The sequence below is a fragment of the Bifidobacterium sp. VU/mBH4 (B4) genome (assembly GCF_058199535.1).
Map to the genome: position 1 here is coordinate 159,163 of NZ_JBVPQJ010000002.1, position 20,578 is coordinate 179,740.

The window sequence follows — 20,578 nt, forward strand, 5'->3', positions numbered from 1 at the left end:
GCAGGAAGGGAATCCGTGGCGGTAACTACGCGAACCCTGGAGATTCCGGAGGGGATCGACCCGGTTCAGGTGCTGGGGCCGGAGGATGCAGTCATCGACAGGATCGGGCGCGCCTTCCCGGCAGTGTCCATCCTGGTTCGGGGCAACCGGATCATGCTGAGGGCCCAGGATCGGCAGGGCGACGTTCAGGCGGCCCAGATCCGTGACCTGCTGTCCGAACTCATGCAGACCGCAGATCAGGTCCCTGTGGATGCCGATCAGGTGGGGCGAATACTGGACCACCGACGCTTGGGGACCGCCGACGCATCCGATTACTCCCATCCAATGGAGCCCGTCGCTGCCAACTCGGCAGACCATCAGGCAAGAGGCCGTAAAACGGCGGATCGAATCCCTGCAGACCGCGATTATCAGGAGACAGCTATTGCAGAGTCAGAGGGGGTCAACGCCCTGGACGGCATCAACCTATCGAGTCAGGCAGCCCCTGCTGCAGTTCGTCGCCGCCCCTTGACCCAGGCCTCCAAGGGTCCCATCAGGCCCAAGACCGCTGGCCAGTCCGCCTATGTGGCCGCCATTGAAACGCATACCATCACCTTCGGCATCGGTCCGGCAGGCACCGGCAAGACCTATCTGGCGGTGGCCAAGGCGGTTCAGGAATTCCGGGCCGGGCGTATCGGGCGCATCATTCTGACCAGGCCTGCCGTGGAGGCGGGGGAGAGCCTGGGCTTCCTTCCCGGCACCCTCAATGAGAAGGTCGACCCCTATTTGCGGCCCCTCTACGATGCCCTGGCCGATATGCTGGGCACCTCGCGGCTCCACCGTCTTCTCGCCGACGAAACCATTGAGGTTGCTCCGCTGGCCTACATGCGCGGGCGCACTCTGAACGATGCCTTCGTCATCCTGGATGAGGCGCAGAACACCACTCGCAGGCAGATGAAGATGTTCCTGACCCGCCTGGGCTTCAACACCAAGATGGTCATCACCGGCGACGTCACCCAGGTGGATCTGGGCGGGCCTGCGTCCGGTCTGGCCACCATCGAACAGGTGCTGCACGGCATCGACGATATTGCCTTCGTACACCTGCAGGCGGCCGATGTGGTGCGCAATCAGCTGGTCGGGCAGATTGTCCGCGCCTACGACCGCGCCGATCAAGCCCGCAGCCGGGGACGGGAGCAGGCATGAGCGTAGAAGTGACCAACGAGACCCAGTGGATGATCGACGCCAAGACCTTCTCCGACCTGGGGGTATGGGTGCTGGATCAGATGCGGGTGAGCACCCAGTCCGACATGACCATCATCTTCAACGATCCCGAGCCCATGGCGGTGCTGCACGAGCGCTGGATGAACCTGGCCGGGCCAACCGATGTCATGAGCTTCCCTATGGACGAGCTGCGCCCCGGGGACGAGAACCATCGGCAGGAGGGCATCCTGGGCGACATTGTCATCTGCCCCTGGGTGGCGGCACAGCAGGCTCTGGCTGCCGGCCATTCCACCATGGAGGAGATGCTGCTGCTGGCCATTCACGGCACCCTGCATCTGCTGGGTTACGACCACACCAGCAGGCAGCAGGAGGAGCAGATGTTCGGTCTGCAGCGCCAGCTGCTGCTGACCTTCCTGGCCCTGCGACAGGGGCCCATTGCAGATGCCGGGCTGCCGGCCGGGGCCACCAACGCTCTGGAGATCTATGAACGGTACGGCCGTGATGCCCACCGGAGAGGCAGATCCCATGAGTGAGCGGACCATTGCCCTCTTGGTGGTCATGATCCTGGTCGCCATTGCCTTGGTCGTGCTCTCCCTGGCGCTGGCCGAGGCCCAGGGGGCGCTCAACCGGGTGACCCGATCCAGTCTCAACAATCTGATCCTGGGCCTGCAGACCGACCAGGAGCTCAGCCAGTTCTCCAGGATGAAGCGGATCGATCGCATTCATCGGGCCCAGAGTCTGATCTCCCAGCGGCAGGTGACAGGCAGCGCCTGTGCCTACGTCCGCATCATCTGCGACATCCTGGTCGGCGTCCTGGTGGCCTGCATGGCTGCTCTTGGCGGCCTGCCCCTCTGGGAGCAACTGCTGTGCGGTGTGGTCATGGCCATCCTGGTGGCCGCCGTCTCCGTCACCCTGGGTCCTCATGGCCGCTCCCGCCAGCCCATGGAAGCATTGCTCAAGCACGTTCGTCTGGTCGGGTTGGCCGTTCTCTTGACGCCTTTCAAGCGCCGGCGGCAGGCCCAGGCCAGCGCCCGCAAAAACCATCGCGGTGACCTTTCCGACGACGAGGAGCTGGAGAAGATCCAGATCGAGCAGGGTCGTGCCATGGTGGACCAGCTGGTTGAGGCCGGTGCCTTTGACCCGGAGATCTCCGAGATGCTGAAAAACGTGCTGACTCTGTCGACCACGCTGACCCGCGAGATCATGGTCCCTCGCACCGACATGATCTGCATCTCCAAGGATGCCAGTCTGGATTCGGCCCTGAAGCTCTTCTCCCGGTCGGGATTCTCACGCATTCCCGCCATTGGCGACGATGTGGATGACCTGGTCGGCATCGTCTATCTGAAGGACGTGGTCCGCGCCCTGGCCTTCAACCGCAAGGGCGACAGATCAGTCGTTTCCATCATTCGCCGGCCGGTTCTGGTACCTGAATCCAAGCCGGTGGACGACCTCTTCCACTACATGCAGCGCTCCCGCCACCACCTGGCCGTGGTCGTGGACGAGTACGGGGGCATCGCCGGTCTGGTCACCATAGAGGATGCCATCGAGCAGATCGTGGGCGAGCTGGAGGACGAGCACGACCGGGTCCAGCACGACGAGCCCAAGCAGATCGGCCCGCACACCTGGCAGCTGCCGGTCCGCACGCCCATTGCTGACCTGGAGGAGCTCTACGAGATCACCATCGACGAGGACGACGTGGACACGGTCTATGGCCTGCTGACCAAGCTGCTGGGCTCCGTGCCGGTCTCAGGCTCATCGGCGGTGACCCGGGGCATCAGATTGACCGCTGGCGAAGCAGTCGGCCGCCGCAAGAAGATCGCGACCATCGTGGTCGAGCCGGCCAACGGATCCAGCATCGCCTTGGAGGACGGTGCGGAGCTGGAAGACGAACAGACCGACGGGGATCAACCCGAGCAGGACAGTCAGGAGCATGCATGACCAAGGAAGAATACAGCGATACCAAGGCACCGGTCCACCGATCGGGGTTCGTGGCCGTAGTGGGCCGGCCCAATGTGGGCAAGTCCACCCTGATGAACGCCCTGGTGGGCAGGCCCATCGCCATCGCCTCCTCCCGGCCGGAGACCACCCGCAAGGCTATCCGGGGGATCATGACCCGTCCCGAGGCCCAGGTGGTCCTGGTGGATACACCGGGCATCCACCGTCCGCGCACCCTGCTGGGCCAGCGGCTCAACGACGTCGTGGAAGCCTCCCTGTCGGATGTGGATGCCATAGCATTTTTGCTGCCAGCAGACCAGGCCATAGGCCCCGGCGATCGCCGTATTCTCAGCCGGTTGCGCTCCGATTTCGCCCACAAGGACAAGGATGGCCAATGGACCTGGCGAAAGCCCCTGATTGCCGTAGTGACCAAGATCGACCAATTGGACAAGGGTCAGCTGGTGGACAAGCTTCTGGAGATTGGCGCCTTCGCCGACTTCTCCCAGATCGTTCCGGTCAGTGCTTTGGAGGCTGACAACGTGGACGAGGTGGCCCAGGTGTTGATGGATGCCATGCCCGAGGGCCCTCAGCTCTACCCTGACGACCAGCTGACCGAGGAACGGCCCGAAGACATGATCGCCGAACTGGTCCGCGGAGCCTACCTGGAGGAGCTCAACGACGAGTTGCCCCACTCCCTGGCCGTCCGCGTGGAGTCCATCGATCCGGATCCTCAGGGCGGGCGCGACACCATCCACATAGGGATTTATGTAGAGCGCGACTCCCAGAAGCCCATCGTCATTGGACGGGGGGCCGAGCACCTGGTCCGGGTGAAAAAGAAGCTGCGCACCGCCGTCAACCGGACCATGGGTCGCAAGGTCCGGTTGGATCTGCATGTCAAGGTGGCCCGCAACTGGCAGACCGACCCCAAGCAGCTGGAGCGCCTGGGGTTCTGATCCCACTCAGCGGCGGGGTGCCGGGGTGCGCTTGGCTGTGTACATCCGGGTGTTCAGAAGGTCGGCGTAGCGCTCGATGACCTTGGGCCGGATCACCTTCATGGATGGCGTCATCAGCCCGTTGTCCTGGGTGAACTCCTCGGGCAGGATGATGAACTTGCGCACTGACTCGGCCCGGGAGACGCCTTCGTTGGCCCGGTCCACATACTCCTGGACCTCTGCCCGGACCACGGCGTTCTGGGCCGCCTCCTGCAGGGACATGTTGCGATCCAGTCCCTTGGATGCCAGCCAGGGCCGCAGGGCGGACTCGTTCAGGGTGACCAGGGCCGAGATGAAGGGACGCTTGTCGCCCAGAACCAGGGCCTGGGAGACGATCTCGGAGCGCTCGATGACCTCCTCGATGGGCCCGGGGGAGACGTTCTTGCCGCCAGCTGTGATGATCAGATCCTTCTTTCGCCCGGTCAGGAAGAGGAACCCGTCGCGGGAGAGCCGGCCCAGGTCGCCTGTGGCGTACCAGCCGTCCTCGGTGAAGGATGCACGAGTGGCCTCCTCATTCTTGTGGTAGCGGTGGAATACGCAGACGCCCTTGATCTGCACCTCGCCGTCTGAGGCGATGCGGATGGTGAATCCCGGGAAGGGGATGCCCACTGAGCCCCGGTGGTAGGGGGTGCCCAGGGGGTTGAAGGCGCAGGGTGCGGTGGTCTCGGTCAGGCCGTAGCCCTCATAGACCGGAACATTGGCGCCACGGAAGAACCCCAACAGTTCAGGATCCAGGGGAGCGCCTCCGGAGACGATCCACTTGGCCCGTCCGCCCAGGACCTGGCGCAGGGAAGCGTAGACCAGCGGGTCATAGATGGCTCGCCGCAGGGCGCTGCGCTTGGTCGGCCAGCCCTTGCGGGAGATGTCCTCCATGTAGGTTCGTGCCGCCCGGGCCGCCCCGTTGAAGATCCTGCCCTTGATGCCATGCCCGGCCTTCTGGGATGCGGCGTTGTAGACCTTCTCGAAAACCCTGGGCACGCCGATGATGACCGTGGGCTTGGACTCCTGCAGGTCGGACAGCAGGGTGGCCAGCCCGGAGGAGATGTACACCTGCATGGTCCCGTAGACGACCCCGTAGCTGATGGCCCGGGCGAAGGTGTGGGCCTGGGGCAGGAAGAGCAGGATGGATCCATCCGGGTCATGGGTCAGATTGGGGATGAAGGCGTTCAGGTTCCTGGCCAGCTGGCAGTAATGCTCATGGGTCATCTCCACGCCCTTGGGCGCCGCTGTGGAACCGGAGGTGTAGACGATGGAGCAGAGGTCGGTCTTGCGGATGGAGTTGATCCGCTCGTCGAGTTCGGCGTCGCTGACCGACTCCCCGTAGGCCTGCAGCTCCTGCAGGGCCCCGGACTCCAGGCAGGCGATCCGCTCCAGGGTGGGGCACTCCTTGTCGGCCCCCTCGGCCTTGGCGCGCATCTCGGTGGTCTGCACCACCAGCAGCCTGGCGTCGGAGTTGTTGACGATGAATCGGATCTGTTCGGCCGAATCGGTGTCGTAGATGGTGGCGATGATCCCGCCGATGGACAGGACCGCGGCATCCACGATGTCCCACTCATAGCTGGTCCTGCACATGAAGGCCACGGCATCGCCCTTCTTCAGCCCGTAGTGCATGAAGCCCTTGGCGGTGGTCCTGATGTCGTGCAGGATCTCTCGGCCGGTCCGGTAGGTCCAGCTGCCGTTTTCAACGAAGTGCAGGACCGGATGGTCGGGGGTACGGCGGGCCCGATCAGCGTAGATGTCATAGACGGTCATGTCGTCAGGCACCGGTCCCATGCCGGCGGTGGTGGCCGAGAGCAGCCCCGAGGCCGGATCCATGCGCGTGGTGGTGGCGTAGTCAGCTGACCAGAAATGCGTATTGGGCAGGGCGAGGGCTTCCTGGGCGGCACCTGACGGATCCGCGGCCTGTTCGCCAGTCGGTCCCTCCCCATGACCCACCTGGTGTGCCACAAAAGATTTGACCGATGCTAGTAACGACACGTTGTCTCCTTCAATAATCGCGGGATATGTCCAGAATAGCCGCCTACTTGGAGAAGGGAGGGCCCGGTGCTAAAGTAGGCACGTTGCTTTGGCGAGGGAGGCTTCATGGCCTCCGTTATCGACTCGGCTGGATCATCGGCGGCCTTTCCTTATGGGCGGTCCGGAATCCGACGCGGCGATGCGCCAGGACCGGCCCAGGTCGGTCTTGAGGAACTAGACAAGGAAGGAAGCCAACATGGCTAACACCATTAAGCTCGAGGGCGAAGTCCGCGACCAATTCGGCAAGGGGGCGGCACGCCGCATGCGCGTGGCCCAGCAGATTCCCGCCACCATCTACGCCGGCGGCGCCCAGCCCGACTACATCAAGCTGCCCATGCGCGAGACCACTCTGGCCCTGCGCCGCGCCAACGCCCTCTTCTCCATCAGCTTCGGCGGGCAGACCAAGACGGCCGTGGTCAAGGACGTGCAGCGCAACCCGGTCAAGCGCCAGGTGGAGCACATCGACTTCTATGAGGTCCGCGCAGGCGAGAAGGTCACCGTGGAGGTGCCCGTCTTCGTCAGCGGCGAGACCAAGGGCGCCGCCGTGGCCCTGATCGACACCCAGAACCTGCAGGTCCGGGCCGACGTGTCCAACCTGCCCGAGCGCATCGACATCAGTGTGGAGGGCCTGTCCGAGGGCGACAGGATCCTGGCCAAGGATGTTAAGCTGCCCGAGGGCTCCGAGCTGATCATCGACGATATGGAGGAATCCATCGTCTCCGTCGAGATCCCCAAGGAGGAGAGCCTGGAGACCCCCACCGAGGAGACCGAACAGGCCGATGCGGAAGCCGCTCCGGAGGCCGACGCCCAGAGCGAGTGAGCTTAGAGGTTCGTTGTGCAAGGCCATGGGGTCATCAGGATCCTGTGGCCTTTTTGCGTATGACGGTCACTATGCGAAATGTCTTGAACAGGTCAAGGTGTGCCTATGCGATAGTTCGGGTACCGGGCATCGCCATAAGCATCGCACCCGAGCAACCAAATACAGTAGCAAGAAGAAGTGGTAGACAATGGCAGAGCAATCACATCACGACCCGAAGGCACTCAATGAGTTGGCGGACGCTTTCAAGGTCATTCCCAACGATCATCCCGCCTCTGACGAGGAGCGTGCCCGACTGATTGACAAGCCCGCCTTCGGCCAGCTCTTCTCAGACAATATGACCCACATGGGTTGGACTTCGGACGACGGCTGGAAGGATCGCAGGGTTGAGGCCTACGGACCGCTCAGTCTGGATCCGGGGGCCTCGGTGCTCCACTATGCCCAGGAGGCCTTTGAGGGACTCAAGGCCTACTACCACGACGACGGCTCCATCTGGCTCTTCCGGCCCGATGCCAACGCCCAGCGCTTCTACAATTCGGCCAAGCGTCTGGCCCTGCCCCCGCTTGAGCCCAATGACTTCCTGGGATCGGTCGCGGCCCTGGTCCGCCGTGACGCGGCCTGGGTGCCCAGGCGGCGTGAGTACACGCTCTATATGCGCCCCTACATGTTCGCTTCCGAGCCCTTCCTGGGCGTGCGCGCTCCGCATGCGGTGGACTATTGCGTCATCGCCTCGCCCTCGGGACCCTATTTCGCCGGCGGGGTCAAGCCGGTCAGCATCTGGGTGGAGGACAAGTGGTTCCGCACCGGCCCCGGCGGCACCGGCTTCGCCAAGTGCGGCGGCAACTATGCGGCCTCCCTGCTGGGTGAGAACCGCGGCGCCGAGCATGGCTGCGAGCAGGTCTGTTTCGTCGACGCGGCCACCAAGACCTACCTGGAGGAGCTGGGCGGCATGAACATGTTCACCGTCCACAAGGACGGCCACCTGGAGACCCCCAGCCTGACCGGAACCATTCTTCCCGGCGTCACCCGCAACTCCCTGATCGCCTTGGCCCAGGACCACGGTCGTGACGTGGTGGAGACCATGATCCGCCTGGATACCCTGCTGGACGACATCCGCTCCGGCGAGGTCACCGAGGTGTTCGCCTGCGGGACCGCTGCCATCATCACCCCGATCGGGCGCTTCAAGTCCGAGAACTTCGACGTCCAGGTGGCCGACGGTGGCTCAGGCAAGGTCACCATGGACCTGCGCAACGAGCTCCTGGGCATCCAGCTGGGCGAGATCGAGGATCCGCACGACTGGATGTGGAAGGTCTGCTGAGCGCTGATCCCATTCCTGCCTGACAGGTCTTGAATGGAAGGCGACTTCAGGGCGACGTTTCGCCTTGGGTCGCCTTCCTTCATATTTGTGGCCTTGCGCACATCACCGGCCTGTTCAGCTCTGTGCTTGGCTAATCTATAGACAGACTTGAGTGCGGGACGATTCCGGGAGGAGCAGCGCGGGATGAAGACGGCCTTGGAGGGGAACCTGATCTTCATGGTCATCGAGTACCTGGGCATATTCAGCTGCGGGCTTTCGGGTGGCCTGGCTGCCGTGCGCAAGGGCTACGACATCATCGCCATTCTGCTGGTCTCCTGGATCAGTGCCCTGGGAGGCGGGGTGGTCCGAGACGTTCTTCTGGGTCAGGTGCCGCCCAGCGGCATCACCGACAAGGGCTCGGTCATCGTCACCCTGGCATCCGGCCTGGTGGTGGCTGTCGCCCATCCTGAAATCAGCAGGATGACCTGGTCCATGTTGGTCACCGATGCCATGGCGCTGGGATCCTTCGCCGTCAACGGGACCGCCAAGGCTCTGATGTGCGGAACCGGCGGCATGACGGCCATCTTCATGGGCATGGCCACGGCCCTGGTTGGCGGCCTGCTGCGAGATATCCTCCTCAACCAGGTGCCTGCGGTCATCCAGGACCAGCATTGGTATGCATTGCCCTCCCTGATCGGCTGCATGCTGACCCTGGCCTCCACGCGCGCCCAGCAGCATGGGCTCTATCCGGCCCGGGTCGACATGGCCCTGGACCTGGCCATCGTGGCCCTGGTGGTCGTCCTGCGCATCATCTCGGTGAAATTCAACATTCTGGTGCCTGGGGCGGTGGACCGGCGCTCGGCCCGGCTGCCGCTCAACGATGCCCAGCTGGCCAGGGCCATCCGTCATCTGATGCGTGGCCGGTCGAACATCAGTGTCACCATCAAGCACACCGACGAGGATACCGACCGGAAACCGGATACGAAGAAGGGCCGGTGATCCAAGCGCTTGGATCACCGGCCCTTCTGGGCACCCGGTTCAGAGGGCGTTGACGGCGTTGGCCAGACCGGACTTGCGGTTGGCGGCCTGGTTGCGGTGAATCACACCCTTGCCGGCGGCCTTGTCCAGACGGCGGGCGGCCACCTGGAAGGCAGCCTGAGCGGCCTCCTTGTCACCGGCATCCACGGCCTTGCGCACGGAACGCACTGAGGTCTTGATTGCGCTCTTGACCTCCTTGTTGCGCAGGTGCGCCTTTTCGTTGGTGATGACCCGCTTCTTCTGCGACTTGATGTTTGCCAATGTTGCTCCAAACGATGAATGTATCTGTACAGACAACCCACCATAGTAGCACCCGACCGGGAGAAGAATCCGCCAGAGGCGGGCGCTTCGGCCCAGGGCATCGTCTAGAATCGTTAGACCAGACGTACGTGAGGAGAGCAGACCGGTGCAGGAAGCCAAGAACCAACCAGGATTCACCGACCAATCGCTGATCCGCAACTTCTGCATCATCGCCCACATCGATCACGGCAAATCCACGGTGGCCGACCGGATCCTGCAGCTGAGCGGGATCGTGCCCAAGCGCGAGATGCATGACCGGTTCCTGGACAGGATGGACATCGAGCAGGAGCGCGGCATCACCATCAAGTCCCAGGCCGTTCGCCTGCCCTGGGTCAAGGACGGCGTCGAATACACCCTGGGCATGATCGACACCCCGGGCCATGTGGACTTCACTTACGAGGTGTCCCGGGCCCTGGAGGCCTGCGAGGGCGCGGTTCTGCTGGTGGACGCCACCCAGGGCATCGAGGCGCAGACCCTCTCCAATCTCTATATGGCCCTGGAGGATGACCTGACCATCATCCCCGTCCTCAACAAGATCGACCTGCCCTCGGCCGAGCCGGACAAGCACGCCGAGGAGATCGCCAACCTGATCGGCTGCTCCACGGATGAGGTGCTCCGGGTGTCAGGCAAGACCGGCCAGGGGATTCGTGAGCTGGTGGATCGGATCGTGGACCAGGTGCCGGCCCCCAAAGGGGATCCCAAGGCTCCGGCCCGGGCGCTGATCTTCGACTCGGTCTATGACTCCTACCGGGGGATCGTCACCTATATCCGGATGGTGGACGGCGAGCTCAAGGCGCGGCAGAAAATCCGCATGATGGGCCGGGCGACCGTGCACGACCCCATCGAGCTGGGGGTGATCAGCCCGGACATGACCCCCACCAAGGCCCTGGGTGCCGGGGAAGTCGGCTATGTGATCACCGGCGTCAAGGACGTCAGCCAGTCCAAGGTGGGCGACACGGTCACCACCGAGGCCAACCCGGCCAAGGAGCCTCTGCCCGGCTATCAGGACCCTCAGCCCATGGTCTATTCCGGGCTTTTCCCCATCGACAACGCCCAGTTCCCCGAACTGCGCGACGCCCTGGACAAGCTCAAGCTCAACGATGCCGCCCTTGTCTATGAGCCGGAGACCTCGGTGGCCCTGGGCTTCGGCTTCCGCTGCGGCTTCCTGGGGCTGCTGCACATGGAGATCGTCACCGAGCGCCTGAGCAGGGAGTTCGGCATGGACCTGATCGCCACGGCTCCCAACGTCACCTACCAGGTGACCATGGAGGACGGCAGCGAGCACACGGTGACCAACCCCAGCGAGTTCCCCGATGGCAAGGTTCGTCAGATTCTGGAGCCGGTGGTCAGCGCCGACATCATCACACCCAAGGAGTTCATCGGACCGGTCATGGAGCTCTGCCAGGACCACCGCGGGCAGATGGGGACCATGGAGTATCTGAGCCCCGAGCGCGTCGAAATGCACTACCGGATGCCCCTGGCTGAGATCGTCTTCGACTTCTTCGACCAGCTGAAGAGCCGGACCAAGGGCTACGCCAGCCTGGACTACCAGCCCGACGGCACCCAGTCCGCCGACCTGGTCAAGGTGGACATCCTCATCCAGGGGGAGAAGATCGACGCCTTCTCAGCCATCGTCCACAAGGACAAGGCCTACGCCTACGGGGTGATGATGACCAAGAAGCTGCGCAAGCTGATCCCGCGCCAGCAGTTCGAGATCCCCATCCAGGCCGCCATAGGGTCGCGGATCATCGCCCGGGAAACCATCAGCGCCCTGCGCAAGGACGTGCTGGCCAAGTGCTACGGGGGAGACATCACCCGCAAGCGCAAGCTGCTGGAGAAGCAGAAGGCCGGCAAGAAGCGCATGAAGATGCTGGGACATGTCGAGGTGCCCCAGGAAGCCTTCATCGCAGCCCTGAGCACCGGCCAGGCCCAGGATCGGGACACCAAGGACAAGATCCGGGCCGCCGCCAAGAAGGAGGGCTGAACGGGTGGGATCCTACCAGGTCTACATCCATGTGCCCTTCTGCATGCGCCGCTGCGGCTACTGCGACTTCAACACCTACACGGCCCGGGACCTGGGCGGGGGCGCCAGCCGGGAGCACTACGCCGACCTGGCCATCCAGGAGATGCGCATGGTCCGCGACTGGCAGACCTCCCGAGGTCTGATAGAGCCGCCCGTGTCCACCATCTTCTTCGGCGGAGGCACGCCCACTATTCTGCCTGCCCAGGATCTGGTGCGCATGGTCGAGGCCGTGGCCGACCTTTGGGGGCTGTCCCCTGGGGCCGAGGTCACCACCGAGGCCAACCCCGACACCGTGGATCGGGCCTACCTGGAGCAGCTGCTCAAGGGCGGCATCAACCGGGTGTCCTTCGGCATGCAGTCAGCGGTGCCCAGCGTCCTGGCCACCCTGGACCGCACCCATACCCCGGCCAATGTGACCACAGATGTGGCCGCCGCCAAGGACTTGGGGCTCAGGGCCAGTGTGGACCTGATCTACGGAACGCCGGGGGAGCGGCTTGAGGATTGGCGGACCAGCCTGCAGGCGGCTCTGGACCTGGGCGTGGACCATGTCTCTGCCTACGCCCTGACCCTGGAACCCACCACCAAGATGGGCCGAGCCGTGCGCCGGGGCCAGCTGCCCGCCCCTGACGACGATGACGAAGCGGCCAAGTACGAGATGGCCGACGACATGCTTTCCCAGGCAGGCCTCTACTGGTACGAGATCTCCAACTGGGCCCGACCCGGCCAGGAGAGCCGCCACAACCTGGGCTACTGGCACAACGTGGACTGGGCCGGCATCGGGCCAGGCGCCCACTCCCACTATCGTGCTCTGGAAGGCCAGGACACAGGCATGGCACCGGCAGAAGAGGCCCGGGAACAGGAGCCCATGTCCACCGTCTCGCCTGGGTTCAGGGCCACAGGAACAGCGGCAGCGCAGGAGGCCGATTCCGGGGCGCACTGGTGGCTTTCGCCGGAGCCTGGCCTGGGGGAGCGGCGAGCCAGGGCCATTCGCTCCTGGGACATCGCCCACCCCAGGGACTGGGCCGCCGCCATGGATGCCGGACATGTGCCCTGGCAGGATGCGGAGCTTCTGGGCTTCAGGCAGGACCTGGAGGAGACGGTCATGCTGGCCCTGCGCCTGCCGGAAGGCCTGGGGCTGGACCGGCTGACCAGGCAGGCGGGTCGTCCGGCCGATCCGAAGATCCTCGAGGATCTGGTCGATCAGGGGCTCCTGCTGCCCGTGAGTGACAGAATCCAGGTGACCCGCCGGGGCCGCCTGCTCAACGATCTGGTCATCGATCAGGTCCTGGAGGCGGTAGGAATTCGTTAGACACCGCGGAACGTTACACGGATGTCACCTGTGGATGCATTATTCTGTTGATTCACCAATGACCAGGCTCTTCAAGGGTGGAGCATGCCGGCCCCGCCCGCGTCCACGAATGAGGTGATTGCGGTGTCATTCACGGCCCCTCTCGATCTGCACGTTCACGGCCCGCAAGGGCTCTATGACCCTGATACGGAACACGATGCCTGCGGTTTCGGCATGGTGGCCACCATGAACCGACGGGATGAAAGACTGATCGTCGAGCAGGGCATCCGCGTCCTGGTCAACCTGGACCACCGAGGGGCCGTGGGTGCCGAGCCCAACACCGGCGATGGCGCCGGCATCATGCTCTCCATGCCTGACGAGTTCATGCGCACCCGGGTCTACCGGGATCTGCCTGAAGCCGGCCACTATCTGGCGGGCATGGCCTTCCTGGACAGGGATCCGGCTCAGGCTGCCAGTCAGGAGGAGGCCATCGCCTCGATTGCGGGCCAGGAGGGGCTGCGCGTCCTGGCCTGGCGGGCGGTGCCCACCGATCCTGACGGACTGGGTCTGCAGGCTCTGGCCTCCATGCCCAGATTCCTTATGCCCATCATGTGCGACGCCGGGCCGGATAGCCGCGGAGGACTGGACCTGGAGCGGCTGGGCTACCGGGTCCGCAAGCGGGCCGAGCACGAGCTGGGCGTCTACTTCGCCTCCCTGTCCTGCAGGACCGTCACCTACAAGGGCATGCTGACCACCAAGCAGCTGCAGGGCTTCTTCCCCGACCTGAGCGATCCGGCCATGAAGGCGCGCCTGGCCATCGTCCACTCCCGCTTCTCCACCAACACCTTCCCCTCCTGGCCCCTGGCCCAGCCCTTCCGGATGATCGCCCATAACGGGGAGATCAACACCATCCAGGGCAACCGCAATTGGATGTCGGCCCGCGAGGGAAAGCTGAGCTCGGAGCTGTTGGGGGACATGGCCCCGCTGCTGCCGGTCAACACCCCTGGAGCCTCGGACTCGGGCACCTTTGACGAGACCCTGGAGCTGCTCCACCTGGCCGGGCGGTCCCTGCCCCACGCCGTCTCCATGATGATGCCTCCGGCCTGGCAGCAGGATCCGGGCATGGATCCGGACCTGAGGGCCTTCTACCAGTACAACGACGCCCTGATCGAGCCTTGGGACGGCCCGGCGGCCATCGTCTTCACCGACGGAACCCTGGTGGGTGCCCAGCTGGATCGCAATGGCCTGCGCCCGGGCCGCTGGCAGCTGACCGAGGACGGCCACCTGGTTCTGGCCTCGGAGGCGGGCGTCCTGGAGGATACGCCCCAGGAGTCCATCGTCGCCAAGGGCAGGCTGGAGCCTGGACGCATGTTCCTGGCCGACACCAAAGAGGGCCGGATCGTGCCCGACCGCGAGATCAAGCGCCAGCTGGCCGGTCTGCACCCCTACAGGAAGTGGGTTTCCGAACGCACTGTCCGCTTGGACGACCTGCCCGAGCGCGAACATGTCAATTATTCGCGCATCTCGGTCCACCGCCGGCAGCAGGCCTTCGGCTACACCCGGGAGGACCTGACCATGCTGCTGGGGCCCATGGCTGAAACCGGCGGCGAGCCCATCGGGTCCATGGGCAATGACGCGCCCATTGCCGTGCTCTCACGCCGGTCCCGTATGCTCTTCGACTACTTCACCCAGAAGTTCGCCCAGGTCACCAATCCGCCCCTGGACTGGGAGCGCGAGGAACTGGTGACCAGCATCGCCTCGGCCATTGGGCCTGAGCCCAACCTTCTGGAGGACACCCCCGAGCACGCTTGGAAGATCCACATCGATCTGCCTGTGGTGGACTCCGTCCAGATGGCGCAGATCAAGCGCCTGGACCGGGCGCCGGTCCTGGAAGGCCGTTTCCGCCCCCGTCTGATTCGCGGTCTCTACCAGGTGGCCGGCGGTGGCAAGGCTCTTGAGGAACGTCTGGAGGCCATTGAAGGGGAGGTGGATCGGGCCATCGAGGAGGGCTGCAATGTCCTTGTCCTCTCTGACCGGGATTCCAACCACATCTGGGGGCCCATACCCTCCCTGCTGCTGACCGGGGCCGTCCAGCACCACCTGCTCCGTCGGCACACCCGTACCCAGGTCTCCCTGGCAGTGGAAGCCGGCGACGTGCGCGAGGTCCACCATGTGGCCCTGCTGATCGCCTACGGCGCCGCTTGCGTCAACCCCTACCTGGCTCTGGAGTCGGTGGAGAACCTGGCCAACAGCGGCGACCTGCATGTGGACGCCAAAAAGGCTTCCGCCAACCTGGTCCGGGCCCTGAGTACCGGGGTCCTGAAAATCATGAGCAAGATGGGCGTGAGCACCATCATGTCCTACCGGGGCTCCCAGCTCTTCGAGGCCGTCGGGCTGAGCCAGGAGGTCATCGACCGCTGGTTCACCGGCACCACCTCCCTGGTGGGCGGCATAGGGCTTGATGAGATCGCCGCCGAGGTGGCCCAGCGCCATCGGGTGGCCTACCCCATTGAGTGGACCGCCGGATCCGGGCATGACCTGGAGACCGGCGGCAACTACCACTGGCGGCGCACCGGCGAGGACCACCTGAACGATCCTGAGTCCATCTTCCTGCTCCAGCAGTCCACCAAGCGAGGGGACTACGGGCTGTTCCGGGCCTACACCGACCATGTGAACGCGGCGGCCAAGCAGGGCATGACCCTGCGCGGCCTCATGGAGCTGCACTCCGACAGGGCACCCATACCCCTGGACCAGGTGGAGCCCGCCGAGTCCATCGTCACCCGCTTCTCCACCGGCGCCATGAGCTACGGGTCCATTTCCCAGGAGGCCCATGAGACCATGGCCCTGGCCATGAATCGGCTGGGAGCCCGGTCCAACTCGGGCGAGGGCGGCGAGTCCCCGGACCGGATTGCAGACCCTGCCAGGACCAGCCGCATCAAGCAGGTGGCCTCGGCACGGTTCGGGGTGACCAGCGACTACCTGGTCTCGGCCACGGACCTGCAGATCAAGCTGGCCCAGGGAGCCAAGCCGGGGGAGGGCGGTCACCTTCCCGGCGCCAAGGTCCCGCCATGGATCGCCCAGGTCAGACGCTCCACACCCGGGGTCGAGCTCATCTCGCCTCCGCCCCACCACGATATCTACTCCATCGAGGACCTGAAACAGCTGATCCACGACCTGAAGATGGCCAACCCCCAAGCCCGCATCCACGTCAAGCTGGTCTCCGAGCACGGGGTGGGAACCGTGGCCGCGGGCGTGGCCAAGTGTCATGCCGATGTGGTCCTCATCTCGGGCCAGGACGGCGGCACGGGAGCGGCCCCGCTCAACGCCATCAAGCACGCGGGCACCCCCTGGGAGCTGGGCCTGGCCGAGACCCAGCAGACCCTGGTCATGAACGACCTGCGCTCGCGGATCGTGGTCCAGTGCGACGGGGAGCTCAAGACCGGCCGCGACGTGGTCGTAGCCGCCCTGCTGGGGGCCGAGGAGTTCGGCTTCGCCACAACGGCGCTGCAGGTGGAGGGCTGCGTCATGATGCGGGCCTGTCACAAGAACACCTGCCCCCAGGGCATAGCCACCCAGGATCCGGAGCTGCGCGCGCGCTTCACCGGTCGGCCCGAGGACTTGGTCAACTTCTTCATGTTCATGGCCCGTCAGGTGCGGGAGATTCTGGCCTCCCTGGGATTCGCCAGCCTGGAGGAGGCAGTCGGCCACGTGGAGTGCCTGCGCCGGGACCCCTCCGTGCGCACCTGGAAGAGCCAGGGGATCGACCTGGATGCCATCCTGCGCAAGCCGGGGCCCACCCCGGGCACAGTGCTGCACCACACGCAGGCCCAGGACCACGAACTGGACAAGTCCCTGGATGTGGATCTGATCAACCAGGCCGTCGATGCCTTGGACGAGGGTCGGCCGGTGGCCATCAAGACAACCGTACGCAATGTCAATCGCAGCGTGGGCACCATGCTGGGCTACAGGATCACCCGCCAATACGGCGCCGCCGGCCTGCCAACGAACACCGTGGACATCACGCTGACCGGTTCTGCCGGTCAATCCCTGGGCGCCTTCATTCCCAGGGGCGAGACCATCCGGGTGATCGGCGAGGCCAACGACTATGCAGGCAAGGGCCTGTCCGGCGGCCGTCTGATCCTTCAGTCTGCCCAAGGCGTCAGGTTCGATCCGCACCAGACCGTCATCTGCGGCAACGTAGCCGGATTCGGCGCCACCTCGGGCGACATGTTCGTGGCCGGCCGGGCCGGGGAGCGCTTCGCCGTACGCAACGGGGGCGGCCGTTTCGTGGTCGAGGGCCTGGGCGACCACGGCTGCGAGTACATGACCGGCGGCCTGGTGGTGGTTCTGGGCCCCACAGGACGCAACTTCGGCGCTGGCTTCTCGGGAGGGGATGCCTACCTGCTGGACATGGACACCTCCCGGCTCAATCCGCAAGCCTGGAATGACGGCTCCCTGCTGGCCTTGGAGCCCGACCAGGGCCAGGCGGCCATGCTCAAGGAACTGATAGCGGAGCATGTCCGGCTGACCGGCTCAAAGGCTGCGGCCGGGCTGCTGGAGGACTGGCCGAGCGCGCTGGCCCGGTTCACCCATCTGGTTCCCCGTCGTTATCTGGCCATGAAGAAGGCCATGGAAGAGGCCGAACGCGAGCAGGTGGACTTCAACGAGCCCGGCGTCTGGGACGCCACCTACGCCCAGGTCATGGAAGGAGCGCACTGATATGGTCGACCCCAAGGGATTCCTCAAGGTACGCACCCGGCACGAGCTGGCCGAGCGCCCGGTCGCTGAACGCCTGAAGGACTGGCGCGACGTGCATCAGTCCACTGGCCCCGGGCCCTGGACCGCCGAGCAGGCCGCGCGCTGCATGGACTGCGGCACCCCCTTCTGCATGACCGGCTGCCCCCTGGGCAACCTGATCCCCGAGTTCAACGACCTGCTGTCACGGGGCCGTTGGGAGGAGGCTTACGAACGGCTGAGCCTGACCAACAACTTCCCGGAGTTCACCGGACGGATCTGCCCGGCTCCCTGCGAGTCCTCCTGCGTGCTCTCCATCCACCAGCCGGCCACCACCATCAAGCTGGACGAGCAGACCATCATCGACCAGGCCTGGTCCCTGGGCCTGGTCAAGCCCAGGCCGCCCCAGCGGCTGACTGACATGACCGTGGCCGTGGTCGGGTCGGGTCCTGCAGGGCTGGCCTGCGCCCAGCAGCTGACCCGGGCCGGGCACACGGTGGTGGTCTATGAGCGCGCCGATGCCATTGGCGGACTCCTGCGCTACGGCATCCCAGCCTTCAAGCTGGAGAAATCCCTGCTGGACCGCCGGCTGGAGCAGATGGAGGCCGAGGGGACCCGATTCCGCACCGGCGTCGAGGTGGGCCGGGACCTAGGCTGGGACCAGCTGCGGGCCCGCTATGACGCCCTGGTGGTGGCCATCGGTTCCACCGATCCCCGGCGGGTGGACCTTCCCGGCAGGGAGCTGAAGGGCATCCACTACGCCATGGACTTCCTGCCCGACCCCACCCGCAAACTCATGGGCCGCGAGCCCATCAACAACATCGATGCCGCCGGCAAGGACGTCATCATCATCGGCGGCGGCGACACCGGGTCGGACTGCCTGGGCACGGCCCTGCGAGAGGGCGCCAAGTCGGTCACCGTCCTGCAGATCCGTTCCCGGGAGCCCTCCTCAAGGCCCGATAATCGGCCCTGGCCCACTTACGCCCGGCTCTACAATCCCACCTCCTCCATGGAGGAGGGCGGCCATTATGAGTATGCGGTGGACAGCCTGGAGTATCTGGGCGACGATTCCGATGACCGGGTCAACCTGGACCAGACCAGCGCCCCCACCGGCTTCGACCAAGACCATGATGGCAGGGTGCGCGGCGTTCGCGTGGTGGATGTCAGCCGTGACGATCAGGACCGAATCATCCCCCATCCCGACACCGAGCGGATCCTGCCTGCCGACCTGGTGCTGATCAGCATTGGCTTTGCCCATCCCGAGACGGCCACTCTGACCGGACAGACCGGCCTAGGGCTGGACGGACGCGGGAACGTGGCCCGGGATGCCGACTATGCCACCGAACGTGACGGCATCTTCGTCTGCGGCGATGCCGGACGTGGCCAGTCCCTGGTGGTCTGGGCCCTGGCCGAGGGCCGTTCCTGCGCAGCGGCCGTGGACCGGTATCTGACCGGCGCCACCGAACTGCCTGCTCCCATCCGGGCCGATGAGCGCGCCATGGCCCTGCCTGCGGGCGACCAGCGCCCACGCTAATATGAAAAAGTATGGTGCCGATCGAAGGGATGGAGGCAGTGGGATATGACCAACCGCGCTGAACGTAGGGCGCAGGCCAAGCGGAGCCGCCGTGGCGGCAGCGACGACCGGAGGATGGCGGCCAAGGGCAGGGCCGGAGTGATGGACGAACGGGCCTTGCAGGAGCGCTCCCGTCGGCTGGAGGCAGGCCAGAGCGCCGAATGGAAGCCCACCGGGCACACCGATGACCTGGTGCAGAAGGACTCCGTCGATCCCAACGACCGCAACCCCCGTCTGCTCAGGGCTCCTAGCGGCGTGCGCCAATGGCTGCGGATTCTGGTCTGGGCCCTGATCATTTGTTCCGGCCTGGCCTTCCTGGTCTGCATGTGGCTGCCCCACGTTCCCATCTGGGCCACCATCGCCATCGCGGCGGTCTTCTGCCTGGGCGTGCTGGGGCTTTTCCTGGTCGGCGGCAACCGGGACAATCCACGCCTGGACTCCTACGGAACGGCCCTGTGACCATGACCGAAAGCGTGGCAGAACAGCAGGCCGTGCTCATGCAGCACGTGGGATTCCGCCGTCAGGGCCGGGTCATACTGAACGATGTCAACCTTGAGGTGGGCCGTGGGCAGAAGTGGGTCCTCTTCGGACCCAACGGGGTGGGCAAATCCACTCTGGTGGCCATGATGAGCACCCGAGGCTTCCCCAGCACCGGCAGCGTGGAGATCCTGGGCAACCGGCTGGGCAAGGTGAACGTCTTCTCCTACCGGCATCGGATTGGTCTGGCCTCGGCCGGCCTGGCCAAGACCATCAGCCCCCAGGAGGATCCCTACGACGTGGTGCTGACAGCCTTCAGCGATACCACCGGCCGCTGGAGGGAGACCTTTACGCCCGAACAGGAAGAGGCCACCCTGGCCCTGATGGATCGGTTCGGCATCGCCTACCTTAAGGGCAAGCGCATGTACCGGCTCTCCGAGGGGGAGCGTGGCCGGGTGCTGATTTGCCGGGCGCTGATGGCCGATCCCGATTTGCTCATCCTGGACGAGCCGACCACCGGGCTGGACCTGGGCGGCCGGGAGCTGGTGCTCAGGGCCTTGAGCGGCATCGGCCGTGAAGACAAGGACCGTACGGTCATCCTGGTCACCCACCGGCTTGAGGAGATCCCTTTGGGCTTCGATCGGATAGCCATGATGGGTCGGCGTCCTGCCGACACTGCAGACACCGGCGACCCGGATCCGGGCACCATCGTCTATCAGGGACCCTTGGAGGGTGGACTGACCGGTCCGCGCCTGAGCGAACTCTTCGGTCTGGATCTGACCGTGGTCCACCGCGACGGACGCTGGGGCGCCTTCGCCGTCTGAACGCCACTGCCTGCCGACACGTTCTGACACGCCCGTATCAGCTCAAGGAATAGCGATTCGTTCACCA

The 20,578-nt window shown here is 65.1% G+C and carries 15 protein-coding genes; 13 read left to right on the forward strand and 2 right to left on the reverse strand.

Going from position 1 to position 20,578, the window contains the following annotated elements; genetic code table 11:
- Positions 1-15: 15 nt before the first annotated feature.
- The 4 genes from AC0AII_RS03875 to era are packed head-to-tail and all read left to right on the forward strand — an operon-like array spanning position 16 to position 4,085.
- Entirely contained in the window at positions 16-1,179 is a 1,164-nt protein-coding gene (locus tag AC0AII_RS03875) for a PhoH family protein (protein ID WP_490446198.1), read from the forward strand.
- Positions 1,176-1,730 carry an rRNA maturation RNase YbeY gene (ybeY, locus tag AC0AII_RS03880; protein WP_463318398.1) on the forward strand — a complete coding sequence of 185 codons (555 nt, stop codon included), beginning with the start codon at positions 1,176-1,178 and terminating at the stop codon, positions 1,728-1,730. Before AC0AII_RS03875 ends, ybeY begins: the two co-directional genes overlap by 4 nt.
- The gene (locus AC0AII_RS03885; RefSeq protein WP_490446199.1) at positions 1,723-3,135 is read left to right on the forward strand and encodes a hemolysin family protein; all 1,413 of its coding nucleotides are present in this window, start codon (positions 1,723-1,725) and stop codon (positions 3,133-3,135) included. Before ybeY ends, AC0AII_RS03885 begins: the two co-directional genes overlap by 8 nt.
- Complete coding sequence (gene era, locus AC0AII_RS03890; protein ID WP_490446200.1) at positions 3,132-4,085, forward strand: GTPase Era; 954 nt, start codon at positions 3,132-3,134, stop codon at positions 4,083-4,085. The genes AC0AII_RS03885 and era overlap by 4 nt, the downstream gene beginning before the upstream one ends.
- 6 nt (positions 4,086-4,091) lie before the next feature.
- Here the strand turns inward: era and AC0AII_RS03895 are convergent, their stop codons facing one another.
- A complete protein-coding gene (locus tag AC0AII_RS03895; protein WP_490446201.1) occupies positions 4,092-6,101 on the reverse strand; it encodes an AMP-dependent synthetase/ligase in 2,010 nt (669 codons plus the stop codon).
- A gap of 235 nt (positions 6,102-6,336) precedes the next feature.
- Here AC0AII_RS03895 and AC0AII_RS03900 point away from each other — a divergent pair, with 235 nt between their 5' ends.
- The 3 genes from AC0AII_RS03900 to AC0AII_RS03910 all read left to right on the forward strand — a co-directional run bounded on the left by AC0AII_RS03900 (position 6,337) and on the right by AC0AII_RS03910 (position 9,253).
- On the forward strand, positions 6,337-6,960 hold the full coding sequence (locus tag AC0AII_RS03900) for a 50S ribosomal protein L25/general stress protein Ctc (RefSeq protein ID WP_045924467.1): 624 nt from the start codon (positions 6,337-6,339) through the stop codon (positions 6,958-6,960).
- Positions 6,961-7,147: 187 nt separating this feature from the next.
- Complete coding sequence (locus tag AC0AII_RS03905; RefSeq protein ID WP_463428187.1) at positions 7,148-8,275, forward strand: branched-chain amino acid aminotransferase; 1,128 nt, start codon at positions 7,148-7,150, stop codon at positions 8,273-8,275.
- Positions 8,276-8,458: 183 nt separating this feature from the next.
- Positions 8,459-9,253 carry a trimeric intracellular cation channel family protein gene (locus AC0AII_RS03910; protein WP_490446202.1) on the forward strand — a complete coding sequence of 265 codons (795 nt, stop codon included), beginning with the start codon at positions 8,459-8,461 and terminating at the stop codon, positions 9,251-9,253.
- Between the two features lie 39 nt (positions 9,254-9,292).
- Here the strand turns inward: AC0AII_RS03910 and rpsT are convergent, their stop codons facing one another.
- The gene (gene rpsT / locus AC0AII_RS03915) at positions 9,293-9,553 is read right to left on the reverse strand and encodes a 30S ribosomal protein S20 (protein ID WP_024627969.1); all 261 of its coding nucleotides are present in this window, start codon (positions 9,551-9,553) and stop codon (positions 9,293-9,295) included.
- 145 nt (positions 9,554-9,698) lie between these two features.
- Here rpsT and lepA point away from each other — a divergent pair, with 145 nt between their 5' ends.
- From lepA to AC0AII_RS03945, 6 genes are all read left to right on the forward strand, one after another.
- Positions 9,699-11,576, forward strand: a complete 1,878-nt coding sequence (gene lepA / locus AC0AII_RS03920; protein WP_490446203.1) for a translation elongation factor 4 — start codon at positions 9,699-9,701, stop codon at positions 11,574-11,576.
- A 4-nt stretch (positions 11,577-11,580) separates the two neighbouring features.
- The gene (gene hemW, locus AC0AII_RS03925; RefSeq protein WP_490446204.1) at positions 11,581-12,924 is read left to right on the forward strand and encodes a radical SAM family heme chaperone HemW; all 1,344 of its coding nucleotides are present in this window, start codon (positions 11,581-11,583) and stop codon (positions 12,922-12,924) included.
- Between the two features lie 123 nt (positions 12,925-13,047).
- Positions 13,048-17,622, forward strand: a complete 4,575-nt coding sequence (gltB, locus tag AC0AII_RS03930) for a glutamate synthase large subunit (protein WP_490446205.1) — start codon at positions 13,048-13,050, stop codon at positions 17,620-17,622.
- Position 17,623: 1 nt separating this feature from the next.
- Positions 17,624-19,171, forward strand: a complete 1,548-nt coding sequence (locus AC0AII_RS03935) for a glutamate synthase subunit beta (protein ID WP_490446206.1) — start codon at positions 17,624-17,626, stop codon at positions 19,169-19,171.
- A 45-nt stretch (positions 19,172-19,216) separates the two neighbouring features.
- A complete protein-coding gene (locus AC0AII_RS03940; protein WP_490446207.1) occupies positions 19,217-19,669 on the forward strand; it encodes a tripartite tricarboxylate transporter TctB family protein in 453 nt (150 codons plus the stop codon).
- Positions 19,670-19,671: 2 nt separating this feature from the next.
- Positions 19,672-20,511: an ABC transporter ATP-binding protein gene (locus AC0AII_RS03945; protein ID WP_490446208.1), complete on the forward strand. Its 840-nt coding sequence runs from the start codon at positions 19,672-19,674 to the stop codon at positions 20,509-20,511.
- The last annotated feature ends 67 nt before the right edge of the window (positions 20,512-20,578 follow it).

Excerpts from the sequence above, each read along its gene's own strand:
- ybeY (WP_463318398.1), top strand. The coding sequence starts at position 1,176 with ATGAGCGTAGAAGTGACCAACGAGACCCAGTGGATGATCGACGCCAAG.
- AC0AII_RS03885 (WP_490446199.1), top strand. The coding sequence starts at position 1,723 with ATGAGTGAGCGGACCATTGCCCTCTTGGTGGTCATGATCCTGGTCGCC.
- era (WP_490446200.1), top strand. The coding sequence starts at position 3,132 with ATGACCAAGGAAGAATACAGCGATACCAAGGCACCGGTCCACCGATCG.
- AC0AII_RS03900 (WP_045924467.1), top strand. The coding sequence starts at position 6,337 with ATGGCTAACACCATTAAGCTCGAGGGCGAAGTCCGCGACCAATTCGGC.
- AC0AII_RS03905 (WP_463428187.1), top strand. The coding sequence starts at position 7,148 with ATGGCAGAGCAATCACATCACGACCCGAAGGCACTCAATGAGTTGGCG.
- AC0AII_RS03910 (WP_490446202.1), top strand. The coding sequence starts at position 8,459 with ATGAAGACGGCCTTGGAGGGGAACCTGATCTTCATGGTCATCGAGTAC.
- AC0AII_RS03935 (WP_490446206.1), top strand. The coding sequence starts at position 17,624 with ATGGTCGACCCCAAGGGATTCCTCAAGGTACGCACCCGGCACGAGCTG.
- AC0AII_RS03940 (WP_490446207.1), top strand. The coding sequence starts at position 19,217 with ATGACCAACCGCGCTGAACGTAGGGCGCAGGCCAAGCGGAGCCGCCGT.
- AC0AII_RS03945 (WP_490446208.1), top strand. The coding sequence starts at position 19,672 with ATGACCGAAAGCGTGGCAGAACAGCAGGCCGTGCTCATGCAGCACGTG.